We start from the raw sequence: 18,255 nt of genomic DNA on the forward strand, positions 1-18,255 counted from the left end.
CATGTCGATCGGCAATCTTAACGATATCTTCCGTCCGGCCGAGGGGCGCTCACGAGCCATCACCGCGGAAAATCCGACGGGTGCCAAGGGCGCGGGCGGCAAGGCCGCCGGACCGCTGGGAGTTGCCCGCAAGGGCCGTGCCTTCCTGCCTCTGCCTGCGGGTGCGGAACTGACGCTGTGCGACATTCGCACGCCCGGCATCATCACCCACATCTGGTGCACCACCTTCGACCAGACCGAAAAACACTGGTTCGCGCTGCGCAATATCGTTTTGCGGATGTACTGGGACGACGAGGAGACACCCTCGGTGGAAGCCCCGCTCGGCGACTTCTTCTGCAATGGCTTCGGTGAACGGGCAATCGTCAACTCGCTACCCGTTGTCGTCAATCCCACCGGCGGGATGAACTGTTATTTCCCGATGCCCTTCCGCAAGTCGGGTCGCATCACCGTCACCTCCGAACACCCGGAAGACATCGAGGCCTTCTTCTACCAGATCGACTATACGGAAAAGGACAGCCTTCCGGAGGACACCGAATATTTCCATGCCGCTTTCCGGCGCGAGAACCCCACCGCGCCCGGTCAGGATTTCGTCATCGTCGACAATATCCGCGGACGCGGGAAATATGTCGGCACCTTTCTCGCCTGGACGTCACTCGAACGCTTCTGGTACGGCGAAGGCGAGGTCAAGTTCTACATCGACGGCGACTGGGAGTGGCCGACGATCTGCGGAACCGGAGCCGAAGACTATTTCGGCGGGGCATGGGGTTTTGTAACCCCTAACAACGGCGCCGCCGTGGCAGAACAGACCTATTCCACACCGTTCATGGGTTTTCCCCAATTCGTCACCCGCGACAAGGTGCGCGCGCATATCTACGATGGCGCTGCCTTGCCGATGCGCGGCTTCTACCGCTGGCATTTGCCGGACCCCATCCTATTTGAAAGCGACCTCAAGGTGACCGTGCAGCAGATCGGCCATGACGGGCTGCGCCTGTTCGAGCGCAGCGACGATCTTTGCGCCGTTGCCTACTGGTATCAGCGCGAACCCCATGCCGCCTTCAAGCCGTTACCCGATGCGGCCGGACGCCGGCCCAGGTGATCGGGCCATCTAGAAGGATTTACAAATGTCTACCATTTCACTTCGAAAGCTGCAGAAGTCCTATGGCGCCGCGCATGTGCTGAGGGATATCGACCTTGAAGTTGAGGACGGGGCGTTCGTTGTTTTTGTCGGCCCCTCGGGATGCGGCAAGTCCACATTGCTCAGGATGATCTCCGGGCTCGATACGCCGAGCGGCGGCGAGATCTTCATCGATGGCAACCTCGTCAACGATGTCGACCCGAAGGGGCGCGGCATTGCCATGGTCTTCCAGTCATATGCGCTCTATCCGCATATGACGGTGGCCGAGAACATGGGCTTCGGACTGAAGATCGAGGGACGCCCGAAAGAGGAAATCCAGGCCACCGTCGGGAAGGTCGCCCAAACCCTGCAACTTGAGCCACTGCTCAAGCGCATGCCCCGGGATCTTTCGGGCGGACAGCGTCAGCGCGTTGCTATCGGAAGGGCGATCGTGCGCGACCCGAACGTCTTCCTTTTCGACGAGCCACTGTCGAACCTCGATGCGGAACTGCGTATCGAGATGCGTCAGGAGATCGCCCGTCTGCACAAGCAGCTCGATGCGACGATGATCTATGTCACCCACGACCAGGTCGAAGCGATGACGCTCGCCGACAAGATCGTGGTGCTGCGCGCGGGCAGGGTCGAACAGGTGGGCAATCCCATCGAACTCTACGAAAACCCGGCCAATGAATTCGTCGCCGGGTTTATCGGCTCACCGAAAATGAATATGTTCGACGTCACGGTAACGGACTTTGTTGACGGCAACACAACTGTTGCCTTCGCCGACGGCACGCAGATCGCCATTCCAACAGCATCTTCGCCCTCTTCCGGCGACAGGCTTCGCTGCGGTATCCGCCCTGAGCATATTTCGCCGCAAAAGGGGGGGACGCCGTTTGCTGTCGAGGTCGTGGAGCGGCTGGGCCACGGGACCTATCTTTACGGCGGCTTTCTGGGTGGCGAGAAAATCTGCCTCTCCCTTCCGCAGGATTACGCTGCCGCTGCCGATGAAACGATCGGCGTCGCCTTTGACCGTGACAAGGCGCGCCTGTTCGACCAGGACGGAAAACGTGTTTACTGAACGGTCGGACCCGATCAGACCCTGTTCAGGCGCTGAAGCGATTGCCTCAGCACAGGAACGCAGGGAACGGCGGTCCGGACGGTTTCGACGGGCTGCTTTTCGATGAGTTTCACAACGTCGCGCACCGCGCGCTGGCCCATCTCGTAATAGGGAAGCGCCATGGTCGTCAGGCCGGGCCTGATGACGTCGCTGATGACCTGAAAGTCGTCGAATCCGACGATGCTGAGATCCTGCGGAACACGCAGGCCCAGCGTTTGCGCCGCAGAAAAGACCTGCAGCGCCAGTTCGTCATTGCCGCAAAGCATGACGGTCGGACGATCTTCAAGACTCAGGATCTTCATCGCGTTCTCGTAAGCGACATACCGGTCCTCGAAGACCTTGCCCACCAGACCTTCGACAAACCAGTCCTCCCGCGGCATAAGCTCCTTAGCCCGCATCAGATCGCGCACACCCGCTTCGCGAAGCCTCGCGGCCAGAATGGTCTGGTTCAGTCGGACATAACCGATCCTGCTGTGGCCGTGTTCAAACGCCAGCGCTGCGGCGTCATAGCTGCCCTGATAGTCGTCCGGAACAATGGCCGGAACCGGCCGGTCATTCTCAAGGCTGCAGTTGACCAGAACCGTGGGGACGGCCGGGTCCAGCTCCGCCTCCTCCACCTGGCGATGATACATCGTCACGAAAATGACCGCATCGCAGCGGTGTTCCTTGACCGTCTTCCAGCACCGCGCTCTTCGCTCCGGCTCGCTCCCGGTGGTTATCGTCAGCAGGGAATAGGGCGTCGCCTCGATCGCGTCGCGAACGCCGCGCACAATGTCGGTCGAAAACGGTGTGGTCGAAACGGAGTTGGTGACCAGGGCGACGACGCCGGACCGGTTGGTGCGCACCATGCGCGCAGCCCGGTTCGGAACGTAGCCGAGCTTGGCGATGGCTCTCTCGACGCGCTTGCGGGTCCTCGGGTCGACTTTCGCGTCATTGTGAACGACCCGCGACACCGTCTGGTCCGAAACGCCGGCCTTCTCGGCGACATCCTTGATGCTGACCATTTCAAGCCTTCTCTCTAAAATCCCGGCCGAACCGCTGTGTCCGGCCGGGGAACACATTCACTGGGCGTCCGACACTTCTATCGCAATTCCATCGAGATCGCCGTAGAGAATTTCGATCCTGTGGTCGAGGCTCCCGTCTTCGGCGCGGGTGACTTCGATCGTTCCCCACCCCTTGCCGCAGATCCAGAAGCTGCGATAGCGACCGTCCTTCAATTTCGGCGCAAACGAAAGCTTGTCGTTGGGCAGGTCGGTCTTCTGGCCGGAGAAAGCGGTGATCAGACCGAAGCTCGCCATCGCCCGAATGTAGTGGTGACCGGCCTCGATCTCGCTCCACGGATTGCGCTTGAAACCGTCATAACGGCTGCGCAGGGCCTTCACCACCGTCAGCGCCTCATCGATCAGCCCAGCATGCACCAGATTGACCGCCACCTGATACTCGACGCCTGTCCAGACTTCGTCGCAATAGGCAAAGGCAAACCGCGGACGCCCGCCCTTCGGCCAGGTGCACAGGGTCAAGCCCGGCTCGTCGTTGAGCGCATAGGTTCGCTGAACCGAGTGCACCGCCCGCAATTCAGGCAGGAAATTATTGTCGAACACCGCCTTGATGGCGCTTTTCAGCTTGTCCGGCGCAACCAGCGCGCCCATGCCGGAAACATAGGCCATGAACTGCCCCAGAAGCTGATCGGAATGGCAGCCGATTCCATGTTGATATCGGTGTGCGTCGACATTGTCGATGCGTTGCACGAAATAGTCGCCGTCCCACAAAACGTCTTCGATGCCCCTCGAAGAGGCTGCCGCAAGCGCCGCGTAGCGCTCTGCTGTCCGCACGTCTCCCAGGCGCTCCGCCATTTCCACGCAGGCTTTCAAGGCGGCGCAATAGATGAAGCTCATCATCGGATTGGGACCGTAGAACTCGATGTCATAGGTATTGGATTGCTGCCCCTCCGGCAGGCCGTCGCCATCGGCGTCCCAGTGCGAAATCGCATAATCCATTGCAAGCCGTGTCTTCTCCCAGAGCTCCGAGAGAAAGGCATCGTCGCCGGAAAGCTTCCATTCCCGCCATACTCGCAGGATGGAACCCATCTGCCCGTCCGCGGCCGGAATCATCTCCCACCTGTCCTGGCCGAGAATGGTGCGCGCCCTGAACGGCATCATGCCATTCTCGTCGGTTTCGTGATTGAACTCGACCCGGCGCATCGACTGCTCCAGTTCGGGAAACAGAAATGCAACCGTCTGCACATAATTCCAGACATGGTTGACGTTGCCCTGACCGCAACCGACATAGTCACGGATGCCTTCCCAACCGAGAAACTCACCGGTTTCGATCCGGAAAGCGCAGTGGGAGCGCATGGAGGCGATATTCGCCGCCACGGCATCGACGGCATAGGAAGGCAGATCGGTAGAATAGAGCGCCTCTTCGAACAGCCGCGACTGCCCTTCCAGACGCGCCAGATTGGCGCCAAGGTAGTCGGCAGCCGCCCAGCTGTCCTGATGGACCGTCGCATAGTGGTTGCGGATCGCAGGATACTTGCCGGCCTTGTAGTCGGCGATATCCTTGTCGAATTCGATCCAGCCGCGCGGCCTGTTGGGAAAATGCCAGGCGATGACGAAATCGATAACCGCTTCGCCATGCGGCGCCAGGTCCTTGCGAACGCCGACCGAGCCGATCTTTTCCTTCAGGTCGAGGAAGGAGAAGTCGTGAAAGTCCTTGAGCGCCGAGCCGGTGGCCTCGATCGGCCTGACCGGGTCCAGCATCCCGTCCGCCCTGAAATCCTCCCAGAAGTCCTGGGCGTTGTCGGTCCATTCTCCGTGCAGCCATTCGGCACGGCGGAAGGTGCCCTCTTTTGCCGTCGTCGCCAGCGACAGGGAGCCATGATCGAAGCTTTCGACCGGAATATCCGGAGCCGTAAAATGGATGCCGGTCAGGGCCGCGGAATCCCGGTCCTCGTTATGCCCCTCCCCCTTGAGCCTGACATTGTTGAAGACGTCGTAGCCGTCGAAACCGACGACATTGGCCATCGAGCCGACGACGGAAGCCTTCACCGGGACGGCGTGGGGGTTTTTCAACCGGTAACGGATGACGGCAGCGGGAATGGCGCTGTCCTCGGCATTGAGCGGGATCAGCGGGGTGAAGGCTTCCATCGTGACCTCGAGCGGTACCGCGTCGTCGCAAAGCGCCACCTCGACGAACGGATACCCCGCCGACATCCGGGACTCCCGGAAACGCGGCAGCCCTGCCAGCTCGCCGTTCAGAAAGCCGTGCGACTTGTTGTAATGCGGGGTCACCTCGCGTTCGAGGATCCTGGCAACCGGGTCGCTGCCTTCTTTCTGCGCCCATAATGCAAAAAAGGTGAAAGGCAGGAAGTTCTTCTTGCCCGGCCAGTTGAAGATCTCCCAGTCGCGAAGCTCTCCGCGCGCGCCGATTGAGACGTTGCCCGTGCCGATGCCACCGAGCGGGAAGGCCGCCTCGCGGGCCTCGCCAGGATAGGACGGCCGTTCGCCGCGCTGATAGAGCTCGGCTTTGGAATAGATATAGTTCTGCGTAGACATTGTTTATCCTTTGACGCCTGCGCGCACGAAGCTGTCGACGATCCAGCGTTGGGCGACGAGAAACATGATGAGAACGGGAAGGATGGACAAGGCGACGGCGGCGATGACCTCGGACGTGCCCGAGGAATTGCCGACGGGTTCGCGGATCGACATGATGCCGACCGGCAGGACCATCTTGTCGATGGAGTTCAGGAAAACCAGCGGCATGAAATAATCATTCCATGTCATGGTGAAGATGATGACGGAAAGGGCCGCCATCTGCGGTTTGGCCAGAGGTGCCGCAACGCTCCAGAAGGTGCGGAAGTGGCCGGCGCCATCCACGCGGGCGGCCTCCGTCAGATCCTTCGGCAGCGTGATGAAGAACTGCCGCATCATGAAGACCCCGAACACGCCGGACATGCCCGGTGCGAAGGCGCCGGTAATGCCCGGCAGGATGAGGGCCCAATGGGAATCCACCAGACCGAGGTTCTTCATCAGCAGGAAGAGCGGCACGATGGTGGTCTGGGTCGGCATCATCAGCGAAGTCAGCAACGCCACGAAGAGCGGTCCCTTGAAGGGAAAGCGCAGTCGCGCGAATGCGTATCCCGCGATCGTCGTGACGGCCACATAACCGATGGTGACCGTCGTTGCGATGTAGAACGAGTTCCAGAAGAACCGCCCCATCGGAACGCCTTTGGAAAGCAGGCTGCGATAGCTTTCCAGAGTGGCATCTAGACCCGGAAACCACTGCGGCGGCAGGTTGAACGCCTCCGACATCGGCCTGAGCGTTGTCGTGAACATCCAGAGGAAGGGGGCGAGCATGAGCAACGCGCCCACGCCCAGAAGAATCCAGACCAGCCAGTCCGTTGCGCGTGACCAGATGTGCCGGGCCTGACCCGGCCTGATGGTGATCTCACTCATAGAACGTCCAATACTTTGCAAGAATGAACTGGATAGCCGTGAGTGCGACGATGATCGCCAGCAGGATCAGCGAGATTGCCGAGGCATAGCCCATCTCCAGCGATTTGAAACCGGTTTCGTAGATGTACATGACCATCGAGCGCGAGGCGTCGCCGGGACCTCCGTTGGTTAAAACGACGATCGACTCAAAGACCTTGAAGGCGCCGATCGTCGTATATGTCAGCAGGAAGAAAATGGTCGGCGACAGCAGCGGAATGGTGACGGACCAGAAGGTGCGCAAAGCACCGGCGCCGTCGATTTTGGCCGCATCGTAATACTCGTTCGAGATACTCTGCAGCCCGGCCATGGCAATCAGCATCGCAAAACCGACATTCTTCCAGACATCGAGGATGATGACCGAATAGAGCGCCATGTCCGGGCTTGAAAGCCAGCTCACCGACCCAATGCCCACCTTGTTCAGGTAATAGTTGATGATGCCGATGTCACGCTGGAACAGGAACTGCCAGATGACCGCAACGAAGATCAGACCGACGAGAGACGGAAAGAAATATGCGGCGCGATAGACATAGCGCAGGGCCGCCGGCAGGTTCCTGTTCAAAAGGACCGCCAGCACCACGCCAAGCCCGACATTTCCCAACACGGCGAAGACCGCAAAGAAACCCGTATTCTTGAGCACTTGGGCCAGCCGGTCGTCCTCAAGCGCCCAGGCGAAATTTCCCAGCCCGGCGAATTCCGGCGGGCTGAGAAGGTCGTAATAAAAGAAGCTCATCACGAATGTCGCGATCATCGGCCCCGCGACGAAGACGGCGAAGCCAACCACGACGGGCAGGACGAAGCAGAGGCCGGCTATGGTTTCGGACCGGTTTTCCGGTGCGAACCAATAGCCGAGATTGAAGCTGGTGCTCGCTGCCATGGCAATTACCCTGCCCGGCGGATGGCGCGTTTCAGTTCCCTGTCGCCCGAAGCCAGGGCATCCTCGGGCGATTTGGAATTGGTGATAACCTCGTCCATGACACGGCCGAGAATGCGATCGAGAGCATTGAAGTATTTCGGGGATGCGACCGGACGCGCGGTTTCGATCACGTTATAGAACAGCTCCGCGTTTTCGGGATGCGCCAGGAAAGCCGGACTTTCCGCCACTTCGCGATAGATCGGAATCTGCTGACCGATATCCATCACCTCGGTGACGGTTTCCACGGAAACGAGTTCCATGATGGCCTTGAAAGCCAGTTCGGGGTTTTTCGATTCCGGTGAGATGCCCCAGCCGGCCCCGCCGAATACCGTCGCGCTTGCCGCCTTGCGGGGCCACTCCACGATGTCGAAATCGGTAAAGCCGTTCTTCACCCATCCTGCGACGGGCCAGCGTCCGGCGCCCGTCATGCCGAAACGACCGGCGGCGAACTGATCGTAAACGTTGAGCCCGATCGGGTCGGGAGAGACCTTGTGGACATGCACGAGGTCGTGCAGCCATTGGGCGACTTCCACCATCTTCGGGTCCGTAAGATTGGATTCGGTGTAATCGTCGCTGACCGGATAGGTGCCGTTGGTCAGATACCAGGGGTGGATCGCGAAATTGAACCAGGGCATGCCGAAGCCATAAACGCGCTGCTCCTGCTCGCCTTTCGTCAGCGCTTTCGCGGTGTCAAGAAAATCATCCCAGGTCCAGCCGGGTTTCGGATAGGCAACGCCGGCCTCGTCGAAAACCTTCTTGTTGTAATGGATCACCATTGTCTGCCAGCCGTTCGGCACTTCGTAGAGTTTACCGTCAACTGAAAGCGCATCCCTGAGTTGCAGCGGTATCGTGTCGAGCAATGCCCTGGCCTGCGGGTTGGCCGCGATCAGATCGTCAAGAGGCATCAAAAGCCCCTTGTCGACTGCCAGACGCACGCCTTCAATGGCGATGTTGATGATATCCGGCGGATTGCCGCCGGCGATCTGCGTCACCAGCTTGTCGGCATAATCCGACCAGGACGACACCGGCGTGATATTGTCGGCTACCGAGACATTCGGAAAACGCTCCTGAAAGCGCGCGAAGGCTGCTGCGTAAGCCTGTGCCTCGTCCGGATTGCCCCAGTTATAGGTCGTCAGGTTCGCCTTGACGTCACTGGAGACCGCCGCGCTCGCGAAGCGCGGCAGCGCCAGTGTTGCGGCCAGCGCGGCCGAAGAGGTCAGTATCTGTCTTCTGGTCTGCATCGTATGTTCCTCCCATACAAAAGAATGCTGCCTTATTCGGACTGTCCGAACTGGATATTGCGCGCCTCCCGTTCACGGGTGCGCTCAAGCTTGCGTCGAATCTCAACGTCCCTCAGCCGCTGATATTCGGCGTTGCGTTTCGCGGCGTCGGCAATCGCTGTCGCCTGTGTATCGGAAAGGGTTGAAGGATCCGCGAGCGTCGGCGTGCGGTTGCCGGGTGTGCTCGGAATGCGGTCCTCGACCGGCGGGACCGTCAACCCCTTCGCCGGAACGGCCTGATACCAATAGGCCGTGGACGCCCAGTCGTCGCTGAGTTGGTTCGCGTGACCGTGTTCGATCGTGACGCGCAGACGCTTGTCGAAACGGACCGGATCCGTCAGATGGAAACGGTAGGAGACCTGATAGCCGGGAACCTTGCTTTCGTGGAGAGCCGAACCGTTATAGAGGTCCTTCTTGTCCTGCATCCCCCAGGCATGATTGAAATAGTCCTCCGTCCCGGTGCCATGGATGCTCGGCGGCCACTGATCGTCATCGATGAAGAACATCTCGTCGCCCTCGCCCCACCACGACCCCTGGAAGTGGGCAACGGAGAGATTGCAGCCGACATATTGCCCTTTTCCCTCGGTTTCGAGGATCGTGTAGTTCCCCTCCCCCGTCAGGTTCGCAATGTTCACCTCCGGGCTGTTGACCTGAAGGCCCGGCGCCCAGCCCTTGCAGGGGTTTTCGCGCCGCCAATGGGCGTGAAAATAGGCAATGTCATCGTCGAGCGGGGCGTCGTACTGCTCATAGTCGACATAGAAATACTGGCCGTAGGGAACGTCATTCTGGTTCTCGACCTCGATGATCGCCCGTTCGTTGAAAGGCATCTGGAAATAGCAGTTGAAGGCCGCACTGCCGCCGAAGATGAAGCTCTCCTCCGGCTTGGCGGAGACCGACATCGGCAGAGCCGAGTAGCTGCCTGGCATCGAATGCCCGACGCCGAAGAAGTCGCCGAGCGGCGCGATCACGGACGGCTCGTCGGCATTGTCCCAGTACATCTTGATCAGCACCTTGCGATAATAATGCGGATCGGCAACCTCCCAATTGAGCCCCAGGGCGTTATGAATCTCGAAGACGGGCGCGACGTAATTGCCCAGCGTCGGATCGATAAGGCCGGGGCCGAGAACGCGCCGGCAGAACTGCGTCGTCCACAAATGGGTGATGCAGCCGGGGCCGCGGATATCGGCAAGGCGGACGGTTTCGCCGGCGGGAATCAGCCAGTAGTCCTGATTCCTGCCTTCCTGATCCCAGCTCGAAAGCCGGCGGGAACGCGCGTTCTTCATCCGACTGAGATCGGACAACATGGAAAAACCTGGATTGCTCATTGGACGTTACTCTCCTCGGGATCAAAAGTCGCCAGCCGGTTTCCGGCGGCGTCGAAGGCGTGGGCGGAACGCGCGTCGAAAGTCAGATTGACGATCGTGCCGTCAGGCAGGCTGGCGTCGTCGTCCGCCTTGGCGATGACCGGCTCTCCGCGCTCGGGTTGAATGTGAAGCAGGCGGTATTCGCCCATGTGCTCTTCGTGCAGGAGCCGGCCGCGAATGAGGGCATTCGGCTCGTCCGTCAGGTTCAGATGTTCGGGCCGAACACCCAGCGTTCCCTTTCCGGGTGAACCGGAGGTGGCCGGCAGCGTAAGCCCGCCCTCCAGACCCGAAACGGCGAGCCCTTCAGGGCCGGCGGTGAACTCGACATCGAAGACGTTCATCTTCGGCGACCCGATAAAGCCGGCAACGAAGAGATTGGCGGGCCGCCGGTAGAGTTCGAGCGGCGCGCCCACCTGCTCGATGCGCCCGGCGCTCAACACCACGATACGATCGGCAAGCGTCATCGCCTCGATCTGGTCGTGGGTGACGTAGATCATCGTCGCCTGCAGTCGCTTGTGCAGCCGGGCGACTTCGAGACGCGTCTGTACACGCAGCGCCGCATCGAGGTTGGACAGCGGCTCGTCGAACAGAAAAAGCTTGGGTTCCCGCACAATCGAGCGGCCGATGGCAACACGTTGCCGCTGGCCGCCCGAAAGGTCTTTGGGAAGCCTGTCGAGATAGTCGCCGATCTCGAGCGCCTCTGCCGCCGATCCAACACGTTCGGCGATCTCGGATTTCTTCATCCCCGCCAGCTTCAGGCCGAAGGACATGTTCTTGCGCACATTCATATGCGGATAGAGCGCATAGCTCTGGAATACCATCGCGATGCCGCGTTCGACAGGGGACAGCAGGTTGGACACCTGCCCGTCGATCTTCAGTGCGCCCGTCGTAATGGGCTCCAGCCCCGCGATCATGCGCAAAAGGGTGGACTTGCCGCAGCCGGACGGCCCGACAAAGACGATCAACTCGCCATCGGCGACGGTCAGATTGATGTCGCGCAGCACCTCGAAGGCGCCGTAGCTCTTTCCGATTTCAGAAAGCTCAAGACTAGCCAAATTATCTCCTCCTCCCGAGGCCGCATCACATGGCCTCATGTCGATGACCGTTCGATGTCGACGTCGATTTTATGTCGACGTCGACTTAAACGTCAACAAGAGTAATGAAATTTATTATCCCTTCTTTTCAATGATTTAAAATTTTCATATTTTTCTGAGAGGGCAAATTCGAGGAAAAAAAAGCGCTTCGCCGCTCGTCCGACTAGGCTCCAAATTTGGACGCCTCCATGCTGACCCATATTATTGTCCCCCTCCCCCGAAAGCTTGCGCTTCATACCCGGCCTCTCCACCTTGCCGTCACTGCTCGCAGCAGGAAATATGCGCACGATACCGATTTATGACAACGTCGACAACACTTATTGACAACGTCGTCATATGATCCTTATGGTTGATCCCGAGCGGGGCGCGCGATCAGGAACGAAATGAAGATCGCTCGCGCAAGCGGGCCTCTGCGGATGACATAGCCTGGAGAAAACGGATGACGAGCCACACTGTCGGGACCGACCGACCGCAACGCAATATGTCTGGCGAAAACTGCTACGATGTCACGCAATATCCCGGCGGCAACGCCTACGAGGATATCGGGGCCGTCATCAACGCGATCATCGCCGACATCAAGCGCCGGCAAAGCGCTGTCGACAGCAATGGCGGCGGAAAGCCCGGAGCCGTGATCTATATTCCCCCGGGCGACTATCACCTCGTCACACAGGTCGTCATCGATGTGAGCTTCCTGAAGATCGTCGGTTCGGGACACGGCTTCACATCCTCGAGCATCCGGTTCAACACGCCCGCCGACGAACTGGCAAACTGGCATGAAGTCTGGCCGGGCGGCAGCCGTGTGATCGTCGATCTGCCTGAAGGCTCCGCCGCGAGGGGAGCAGAAGGCGCTGCTTTCCTGATCGGCCGCAGCGGCAATCCGCGCATAAGCTCGGTGGAGTTTGCCGACTTCTGCATCGACGGCCTGCACTTCGTCGACGACGGTCGGGGCGACGCCGAAAACACCTACAAAAACCGCAAGACGGGGATCCACGTCGCCAGCGCCAACGACTCGTTCCGGATAACCGGCATGGGCCTCATTTATCTGGAGCACGGTCTCGTCATTCACGATGCGGACGCACTCGCCCTCGACAACAATTTCATCGCGGAATGCGGCAATTGCATCGAACTCAGGGGCATGGGACAGGCCTCGCGGATCGCGAACAATTTCGTCGGCGCGGGGTATGATGGGCATTCCATCTATGCCGAAAACTATGGCGGCATACTGGTTTCGTCCAACAATGTGTTCCCCCGCGGCGCGAGCAGCGTCTATTTCTCAGGCGTGGTTCGCTCGTCCATTACCGGCAACAGGTTTCATTCCTTTTATCCCGGAATGCTGGTTCTCGCCGACAATTGCTGCGAGAATCTGGTTGCCTCGAACCATTTCCTACGTGATCGCGAACCCTGGACGCCGATGCAGAAATACGACAACGGCCTCGACGATCTCCACGGGTTGCTGCGCATCGAAGGCAGCAACAACTCGCTCGTCGCAAACCACATTTCGGAAACGATCGACAGCCATTACGTCAATCCGCCCGGGGCCAAGCCGGTGATCATCCATGTGGTTTCAGGCAGCGGAAACTATATCGCCAACAACCATATCGTCGCGACGACGGAAACAGCCGCCGAGGATGACGCGCCGAACAGCGCCTGCTTCTCGACACAGGTCGGCGCATTGCTTTCGACCTCCAATCTGGCGGAGCTTGCCGTCACAACGGTGCTGATCCGGAAAGAGGCGGTACGCAACACCGTCCTCGATTGCGGCAATGACGATCAGGTGGTGCTGGACAGGAAAGAGAATGCATTCCGGGCCACGCCCAAATTCGGAGAATAGAACAGGCATCACGTCACGAAAGTCACCCCTCTGATTACGAAACGTGCATCTGTTCGGGTCGCGACTCCCGTAACGCCAGAAGGACGGGGTTTCCTATCCGGCGACCAGCACGGCGTTGAGATCGACGAGATAACGGTCGGAAAGCGGCAGGCTGGCGGCGCCGAGCGAACGGCCGTTCGGCCCGATCGTGCCCTCGGCAATTTCGGGTTTCTCGATGCCGGGGGCGTCGGTCCGCTCGAGGATCGCTGCCGTTCTCGCGACGATTTCAGCCCGGACATTGTCCGGTAGCCAGCCATCGATCAGCACGGTCCCGACATCGACGACGCAGCAGGAGGCGATAATGGCAACGGCCAGGCTTCTGCAGGTCTCGTCCAGCCAGGGCTCCAGCAGGCTGTCTTCGACCAGCCAGTCATCCGGCGGCCCCCAAAGGCATTCACTGGATTGTCCGGCCAAGTTCATCGCTCGCTCCAGCAGGCAGAGAGAAGCCGTGTCCGCCAATTGACAATATGAGCCATCCGCCTGCGCAATCGGCAGGGAACCGAGGGCTGCCGCATTGCCGGAGCGGCCGGTGTATAGCCGGTTGTCGAGCACAAGGCCGCCGCCGATGAAATAGCCGATAAAGAAATGCAGGAAATCCGGCGGGCGTTCTCCCTTGCCGAAGGCGAGTTCGGCGCCACAGGCGGCTGAAGCGTCATTTTGCAGATAGACCGGCAGCCCGATACTGGCCTCCAGTTCAGCGCGAATGTCGCGGGTGCGCCACGCATCCATCTGTCCGGTCGCAACGCCCGCAATGCGGGCCCAGTCCCAGATGCGGAAGGGTATGGCGATGCCCATACCGGCCAGTCGCTCCTGCGGAACGGCGGTCCGCATCCGGGCAACCGCGGGCAGGACAAATGCCATCATCTCGTCGAGACGCGGATAGTCGTAGACGAGATGGGCGCTGTCCAGAACCTCGCCGATAAAATTGAGAAGAACGATATCGGCCGAGCGGCGACCGATCTTGAGGCCGAAGAAGAAGGCACCATCGGGAGCCAGCCCCATCGGAACGGAGGGTTGTCCGATGCGGCCGCGCACCGGCTCGCCGCGTTTCAGAAGGCCTTCCTGCTCCAGGGAGCGCACGATCACCGCGCTTGTCTGGATCGAAAGGCCGGTCCTGCGCGCGATCTCTGCCTTGGCCAGCGGCCCGTTGCGGCGGATCGTGGACAGCACCAGCCGCTCATTATGGGCGCGCACACCCGATTGATTGGAGCCTCTTGATGTCGTGAGATCTTTATGTCCCTGACCGTCTCCGGAAAAATGCGTTGTCACGTTCAAGCTACCTCCTCAGGTCTAGGTGGAGCATAATCCCTCGATTGTAAATTGGCCATAATAAATAAATCGGAGTGATTTATTATCTTGACAAACCGCATCCCGATCGTGCTTCCTATGGTCATCGCGGCGATTGCCGCACTTGCGCGGGCTTGGGAGGCCTGCCGGTTAAAGGAGGAGAGATTTCATGCCATTCAACACACAGAGTGCTAAGGCCCTTTATTGCGCGACGGCGCTGGGCATCGCGGTTCTGGCCGGAAACGCGCAGGCAGCCGACACCTCGGCCTGCCTGATCACCAAGACGGATACCAATCCCTTCTTCGTCAAGATGAAGGAGGGCGCTGTCGCCAAGGCCAAGGAACTCGGCATCGAGCTGAAGACCTTTGCGGGCAAGATCGACGGCGATCACGAAACCCAGGTTCAGGCTGTCGAAACCTGCATTGCCGATGGCGCCAAGGGTATCCTGATCACGCCCTCCGACAGTTCGGCGATCGTTCCCGTCGTCGAGCAGGCCCGCAATGCCGGCATCCTCGTCATCGCGCTCGATACCTCGCTGGAACCGATCGACGCAGCCGACGCGACCTTCGCCACCGACAACTTCAAGGCCGGTGAACTGATTGGGGCCTGGGCTGCCGCAAGGCTTGGTGACGAGGCTGCAAACGCCCGGATCGCCATGCTCGATCTCGGCGTCAGCCAGCCCTCCGTCGATGTCATGCGCGACCAGGGCTTCCTGCAAGGTTTCGGCATCGATCTGGGCGATCCGGGCCGCTGGGGAGACGAGACCGATCCGCGCATCGTCGGCAACGATGTCACGGCGGGCAATGAAGAGGGCGGACAGCGGGCCATGGAAAACCTGCTCGCCAAGGATCCGATGATCAACGTTGTCTACACGATCAATGAACCGGCTGCCGCCGGCGCCTATCAGGCGCTGAAATCCATCGGGCGTGAGAACGACGTCATGATCGTCTCTGTCGATGGCGGCTGCCCGGGCGTCCAGAATGTTGCCGATGGCGTTATCGGCGCCACGTCTCAGCAATATCCGCTGCTGATGGCTTCGAAAGGCATTGAGGCAATCGCTGCGTTCGCTGCCGACGGAACTAAGCCGATGCTGACCGAGGGCAAGAACTTCTATGATACCGGCGTCACCCTGGTGACCGATCATCCGGTTGACGGCGTAGAGTCGATCTCCGCCGAAGAGGGCATGAAGCTCTGCTGGGGCTGATCCCGGCTTCCCTCATCTGTTTGGAGGGGGCCGTAAACCGGCCTCCCCTTTTTTCGACAGCCAGGCAGACGGGCCGGAGCGTCCGGTTCGCGTGCCTGGAAACATTCGGGAGTGAGAAACATGCAGGAACCGACGGCACGGCGGGATGACTATGAATCCGCTCTGGCGCAAAGTCCCGCGAACGTAGCTGAATTCGAGCAGGAGCCAGTGTGGCTGATCGACAGGCTCCAGCATGCCCTGCACAAGACACCGGCGCTGGTGCCGCTGATCGTGCTCTTGCTGTCGATCGCGGTCTTCGGCGCATTGCTGGGCTCGAAATTCTTCTCGCCTTTCGCACTGACGCTGATCCTGCAGCAGGTTCAGATCATTGGCATTGTCGCGGCGGCGCAAAGTCTCGTCATTCTGACGGCGGGCATCGATCTCTCGGTCGGCGCGATCATGGTCCTGAGTTCCGTCATCATGGGACAGTTCACATTTCGCTACGGCCTTCCGCCCTCCGTATCCATCGTCTGCGGGCTCGCCTGCGGCGCTGCGGTCGGGTTCATCAACGGCTTTCTGGTTGCCCGTATCAAGCTGCCACCCTTCATCGTCACGCTCGGCATGTGGCAGATCGCGTTGGCGACCAACTTTCTCTATTCGGCCAACGAGACGATCCGCGCCCAGGACATCGAGGCTAGGGCGCCGCTGCTACAATTCTTCGGCAACAAGATTTCGCTGGGCGGGGCGGTCTTCACCTATGGTGTGATCTTCATGATCGTGCTGGTGGTGGTACTTGCCTATGCCCTGCGCCAGACGGCCTGGGGCCGCCATGTCTATGCCGTCGGCGACGATCCCGAAGCCGCGGAACTTGCCGGCGTCAATGTCAGACGCACGCTGATTTCCGTCTATGTCCTCTCCGGCCTGATCTGCGCCTTTGCGGGCTGGGCCCTGATCGGGCGGATCGGCTCGGTCTCGCCGACCTCGGGACAGCTGAGCAACATCGAATCCATCACCGCCGTGGTGATCGGCGGCATTTCACTCTTTGGCGGGCGCGGCTCGGTGCTCGGCACGCTGTTCGGCGCCCTGATCGTCGGCGTCTTCACGCTGGGGCTCAGGCTCATGGGCGCGGATGCCCAATGGACCTATCTCCTGATCGGCCTGCTGATCATCGCCGCCGTGGCTCTCGACCAATGGATCAGAAAGGTATCAATATGACCGGACCGCTTCTGAAGGCACGCAACCTCGTCAAACGCTACGGCAAGGTGACGGCGCTCGATCACTGCGATTTCGATCTCATGCCGGGGGAAATCCTGGCGGTGATCGGCGACAATGGCGCAGGCAAGTCGACGCTGATCAAGGCGATTTCCGGCGCCGTGCTGCCGGATTCCGGCGAGATCCACATGGACGGACGGCGTCTGCATTTCGCCTCGCCCAACGATGCCCGCGAAGCCGGTATCGAGACGGTCTACCAGACACTTGCCATGTCGCCGGCGCTGTCGATCGCCGACAATATGTTCATGGGTCGCGAATTGCGCAAATCCGGCATCATGGGCAAGGTCTTCCGTCAGCTCGACCGACCGGAAATGGAGCGGATCGCCCGCGAAAAGCTGAACGATCTCGGCCTGATGACCATTCAGAACATCAACCAGGCGGTGGAAACCCTTTCGGGTGGGCAGCGGCAGGGCGTGGCAGTGGCGCGGGCTGCGGCCTTCGGCTCCAAGGTCATCATCCTTGATGAACCGACGGCTGCACTCGGCGTCAAGGAATCGCGCCGGGTGCTGGAGCTCATCCTCGACGTCAGATCGCGCGGCATTCCGATCATTCTGATCTCGCACAATATGCCGCATGTCTTCGAGGTGGCCGACCGCATCCATGTCCATCGCCTCGGCCGGCGGCTCTGCGTCATCGATCCGAAGGACCACACGATGTCCGATGCCGTCGCCTTCATGACCGGCGCCAAGGAGCCGCCGGAAGTAGCGATGACCGCCTGAGCCGACAGATTTTGGCCGACACCTTCCGATTAATCATGACAAAAGAGGGACAGCATTTCCGGTGATCCGGTTTCAGGCCGGAAATGCTGCCCCTAAAGACTTGTCCGCCGGCTGTAATATCCGGCCCCTCAATATCCTTCCGCCACCATTTCGCGCAGCAGCCGGCCATCACCGCCGTTGCCACGGGCGAGACCAGCGAGTTGTGGTACATCGGCTCGCGCTTGTGGACGTTGGAAATGTGGAACTCGATCATCGGGCAGGGATACATCTTCAACGCATCCATCATCGCCATCGAATAGAAGGTGAAGGCGGCGGGGTTGATCAAAAGGGCGCTCGAGCCGTCAATCGCCTCGTGGATCCATTCGATCATCTCCTGCTCGGAATTGGTCTGGCGAAACACCAGCCCCTCCTCGCCCGCCGCCTGCCTGCACATGGCTTGGACTTGCCCTTATTTAGTGGAGAGGTTCTGTCTCAAAATTCCGGTTTATTACCTCGAACTGGATCGGTGATTTATATCCGAGAGCAGAATGTCTGCGCACAGGATTATAG

The 18,255-nt window shown here is 60.0% G+C and carries 16 protein-coding genes; 6 read left to right on the forward strand and 10 right to left on the reverse strand.

All coding sequences use genetic code 11. The annotated features are described in order from the left end of the window. Position 1: 1 nt before the first annotated feature. On the forward strand, positions 2 to 1,096 hold the full coding sequence (locus EDC90_RS17055) for a glycoside hydrolase family 172 protein (RefSeq protein WP_165972878.1): 1,095 nt from the start codon (positions 2 to 4) through the stop codon (positions 1,094 to 1,096). 25 nt (positions 1,097 to 1,121) lie between these two features. Continuing rightward, positions 1,122 to 2,192 carry an ABC transporter ATP-binding protein gene (locus EDC90_RS17060; protein ID WP_132313761.1) on the forward strand — a complete coding sequence of 357 codons (1,071 nt, stop codon included), beginning with the start codon at positions 1,122 to 1,124 and terminating at the stop codon, positions 2,190 to 2,192. A gap of 14 nt (positions 2,193 to 2,206) precedes the next feature. On the opposite strand, the gene EDC90_RS17065 is transcribed toward EDC90_RS17060, so the two are convergent. The 8 genes from EDC90_RS17065 to EDC90_RS17100 all read right to left on the reverse strand — a co-directional run bounded on the left by EDC90_RS17065 (position 2,207) and on the right by EDC90_RS17100 (position 11,611). Next, positions 2,207 to 3,235 carry a LacI family DNA-binding transcriptional regulator gene (locus EDC90_RS17065; protein ID WP_165972879.1) on the reverse strand — a complete coding sequence of 343 codons (1,029 nt, stop codon included), beginning with the start codon at positions 3,233 to 3,235 and terminating at the stop codon, positions 2,207 to 2,209. A gap of 57 nt (positions 3,236 to 3,292) precedes the next feature. Next, positions 3,293 to 5,785 (reverse strand): GH116 family glycosyl-hydrolase, encoded by a 2,493-nt coding sequence (locus EDC90_RS17070; protein WP_132313763.1) that lies wholly within the window; start codon positions 5,783 to 5,785, stop codon positions 3,293 to 3,295. A 3-nt stretch (positions 5,786 to 5,788) separates the two neighbouring features. Continuing rightward, positions 5,789 to 6,685 carry a carbohydrate ABC transporter permease gene (locus EDC90_RS17075; protein WP_132313764.1) on the reverse strand — a complete coding sequence of 299 codons (897 nt, stop codon included), beginning with the start codon at positions 6,683 to 6,685 and terminating at the stop codon, positions 5,789 to 5,791. Further along, the gene (locus tag EDC90_RS17080) at positions 6,678 to 7,598 is read right to left on the reverse strand and encodes a carbohydrate ABC transporter permease (RefSeq protein WP_132313765.1); all 921 of its coding nucleotides are present in this window, start codon (positions 7,596 to 7,598) and stop codon (positions 6,678 to 6,680) included. Before EDC90_RS17080 ends, EDC90_RS17075 begins: the two co-directional genes overlap by 8 nt. A 5-nt stretch (positions 7,599 to 7,603) precedes the next feature. Further along, a complete protein-coding gene (locus EDC90_RS17085) occupies positions 7,604 to 8,878 on the reverse strand; it encodes an ABC transporter substrate-binding protein (protein ID WP_132313766.1) in 1,275 nt (424 codons plus the stop codon). A 32-nt stretch (positions 8,879 to 8,910) separates the two neighbouring features. Further along, complete coding sequence (locus EDC90_RS17090; RefSeq protein WP_132313767.1) at positions 8,911 to 10,242, reverse strand: glycoside hydrolase family 172 protein; 1,332 nt, start codon at positions 10,240 to 10,242, stop codon at positions 8,911 to 8,913. Further along, positions 10,239 to 11,336: an ABC transporter ATP-binding protein gene (locus EDC90_RS17095; RefSeq protein ID WP_132313768.1), complete on the reverse strand. Its 1,098-nt coding sequence runs from the start codon at positions 11,334 to 11,336 to the stop codon at positions 10,239 to 10,241. The genes EDC90_RS17090 and EDC90_RS17095 overlap by 4 nt, the downstream gene beginning before the upstream one ends. 92 nt (positions 11,337 to 11,428) lie before the next feature. Beyond that, the gene (locus EDC90_RS17100) at positions 11,429 to 11,611 is read right to left on the reverse strand and encodes a hypothetical protein (protein WP_132313769.1); all 183 of its coding nucleotides are present in this window, start codon (positions 11,609 to 11,611) and stop codon (positions 11,429 to 11,431) included. A gap of 245 nt (positions 11,612 to 11,856) precedes the next feature. On the opposite strand from EDC90_RS17100, the gene EDC90_RS17105 reads away from it, so the two are divergent. After that, the gene (locus EDC90_RS17105) at positions 11,857 to 13,206 is read left to right on the forward strand and encodes a NosD domain-containing protein (RefSeq protein WP_207903945.1); all 1,350 of its coding nucleotides are present in this window, start codon (positions 11,857 to 11,859) and stop codon (positions 13,204 to 13,206) included. Between the two features lie 93 nt (positions 13,207 to 13,299). Here EDC90_RS17105 and EDC90_RS17110 read toward each other — a convergent pair whose 3' ends face one another. After that, on the reverse strand, positions 13,300 to 14,514 hold the full coding sequence (locus EDC90_RS17110; protein ID WP_207903946.1) for an ROK family transcriptional regulator: 1,215 nt from the start codon (positions 14,512 to 14,514) through the stop codon (positions 13,300 to 13,302). A 187-nt stretch (positions 14,515 to 14,701) separates the two neighbouring features. Here EDC90_RS17110 and EDC90_RS17115 point away from each other — a divergent pair, with 187 nt between their 5' ends. From EDC90_RS17115 to EDC90_RS17125, 3 genes are all read left to right on the forward strand, one after another. Next, the gene (locus EDC90_RS17115; protein WP_132313771.1) at positions 14,702 to 15,736 is read left to right on the forward strand and encodes a sugar ABC transporter substrate-binding protein; all 1,035 of its coding nucleotides are present in this window, start codon (positions 14,702 to 14,704) and stop codon (positions 15,734 to 15,736) included. A gap of 120 nt (positions 15,737 to 15,856) precedes the next feature. Next, positions 15,857 to 16,930 carry an ABC transporter permease gene (locus EDC90_RS17120; RefSeq protein ID WP_132313772.1) on the forward strand — a complete coding sequence of 358 codons (1,074 nt, stop codon included), beginning with the start codon at positions 15,857 to 15,859 and terminating at the stop codon, positions 16,928 to 16,930. Next, positions 16,906 to 17,706, forward strand: coding sequence for an ATP-binding cassette domain-containing protein (locus EDC90_RS17125; protein WP_132313773.1), 801 nt, complete (start codon positions 16,906 to 16,908; stop codon positions 17,704 to 17,706). Before EDC90_RS17120 ends, EDC90_RS17125 begins: the two co-directional genes overlap by 25 nt. On the opposite strand, the gene EDC90_RS21500 is transcribed toward EDC90_RS17125, so the two are convergent. Further along, positions 17,660 to 18,139, reverse strand: coding sequence for a type II 3-dehydroquinate dehydratase (locus EDC90_RS21500; RefSeq protein WP_348633715.1), 480 nt, complete (start codon positions 18,137 to 18,139; stop codon positions 17,660 to 17,662). The two genes, EDC90_RS17125 and EDC90_RS21500, sit on opposite strands and share 47 nt — an antisense overlap. Between the last annotated feature and the right edge of the window lie 116 nt (positions 18,140 to 18,255).

Source organism: Martelella mediterranea (assembly GCF_004342225.1).
Lineage (GTDB): Bacteria > Pseudomonadota > Alphaproteobacteria > Rhizobiales > Rhizobiaceae > Martelella > Martelella mediterranea_B.

What these genes read in the sequence shown, in the direction of transcription:
- EDC90_RS17120 (WP_132313772.1), top strand. Translation starts at nt 15,857, where the DNA reads ATGCAGGAACCGACGGCACGGCGGGATGACTATGAATCCGCTCTGGCG.
- EDC90_RS21500 (WP_348633715.1), bottom strand. Translation starts at nt 18,139, where the DNA reads ATGTGCAGGCAGGCGGCGGGCGAGGAGGGGCTGGTGTTTCGCCAGACC.
- EDC90_RS17100 (WP_132313769.1), bottom strand. Translation starts at nt 11,611, where the DNA reads ATGAAGCGCAAGCTTTCGGGGGAGGGGGACAATAATATGGGTCAGCAT.
- EDC90_RS17075 (WP_132313764.1), bottom strand. Translation starts at nt 6,685, where the DNA reads ATGAGTGAGATCACCATCAGGCCGGGTCAGGCCCGGCACATCTGGTCA.
- EDC90_RS17090 (WP_132313767.1), bottom strand. Translation starts at nt 10,242, where the DNA reads ATGAGCAATCCAGGTTTTTCCATGTTGTCCGATCTCAGTCGGATGAAG.
- EDC90_RS17065 (WP_165972879.1), bottom strand. Translation starts at nt 3,235, where the DNA reads ATGGTCAGCATCAAGGATGTCGCCGAGAAGGCCGGCGTTTCGGACCAG.
- EDC90_RS17125 (WP_132313773.1), top strand. Translation starts at nt 16,906, where the DNA reads ATGGATCAGAAAGGTATCAATATGACCGGACCGCTTCTGAAGGCACGC.
- EDC90_RS17105 (WP_207903945.1), top strand. Translation starts at nt 11,857, where the DNA reads ATGTCTGGCGAAAACTGCTACGATGTCACGCAATATCCCGGCGGCAAC.
- EDC90_RS17085 (WP_132313766.1), bottom strand. Translation starts at nt 8,878, where the DNA reads ATGCAGACCAGAAGACAGATACTGACCTCTTCGGCCGCGCTGGCCGCA.
- EDC90_RS17060 (WP_132313761.1), top strand. Translation starts at nt 1,122, where the DNA reads ATGTCTACCATTTCACTTCGAAAGCTGCAGAAGTCCTATGGCGCCGCG.
- EDC90_RS17055 (WP_165972878.1), top strand. Translation starts at nt 2, where the DNA reads ATGTCGATCGGCAATCTTAACGATATCTTCCGTCCGGCCGAGGGGCGC.
- EDC90_RS17115 (WP_132313771.1), top strand. Translation starts at nt 14,702, where the DNA reads ATGCCATTCAACACACAGAGTGCTAAGGCCCTTTATTGCGCGACGGCG.
- EDC90_RS17070 (WP_132313763.1), bottom strand. Translation starts at nt 5,785, where the DNA reads ATGTCTACGCAGAACTATATCTATTCCAAAGCCGAGCTCTATCAGCGC.
- EDC90_RS17080 (WP_132313765.1), bottom strand. Translation starts at nt 7,598, where the DNA reads ATGGCAGCGAGCACCAGCTTCAATCTCGGCTATTGGTTCGCACCGGAA.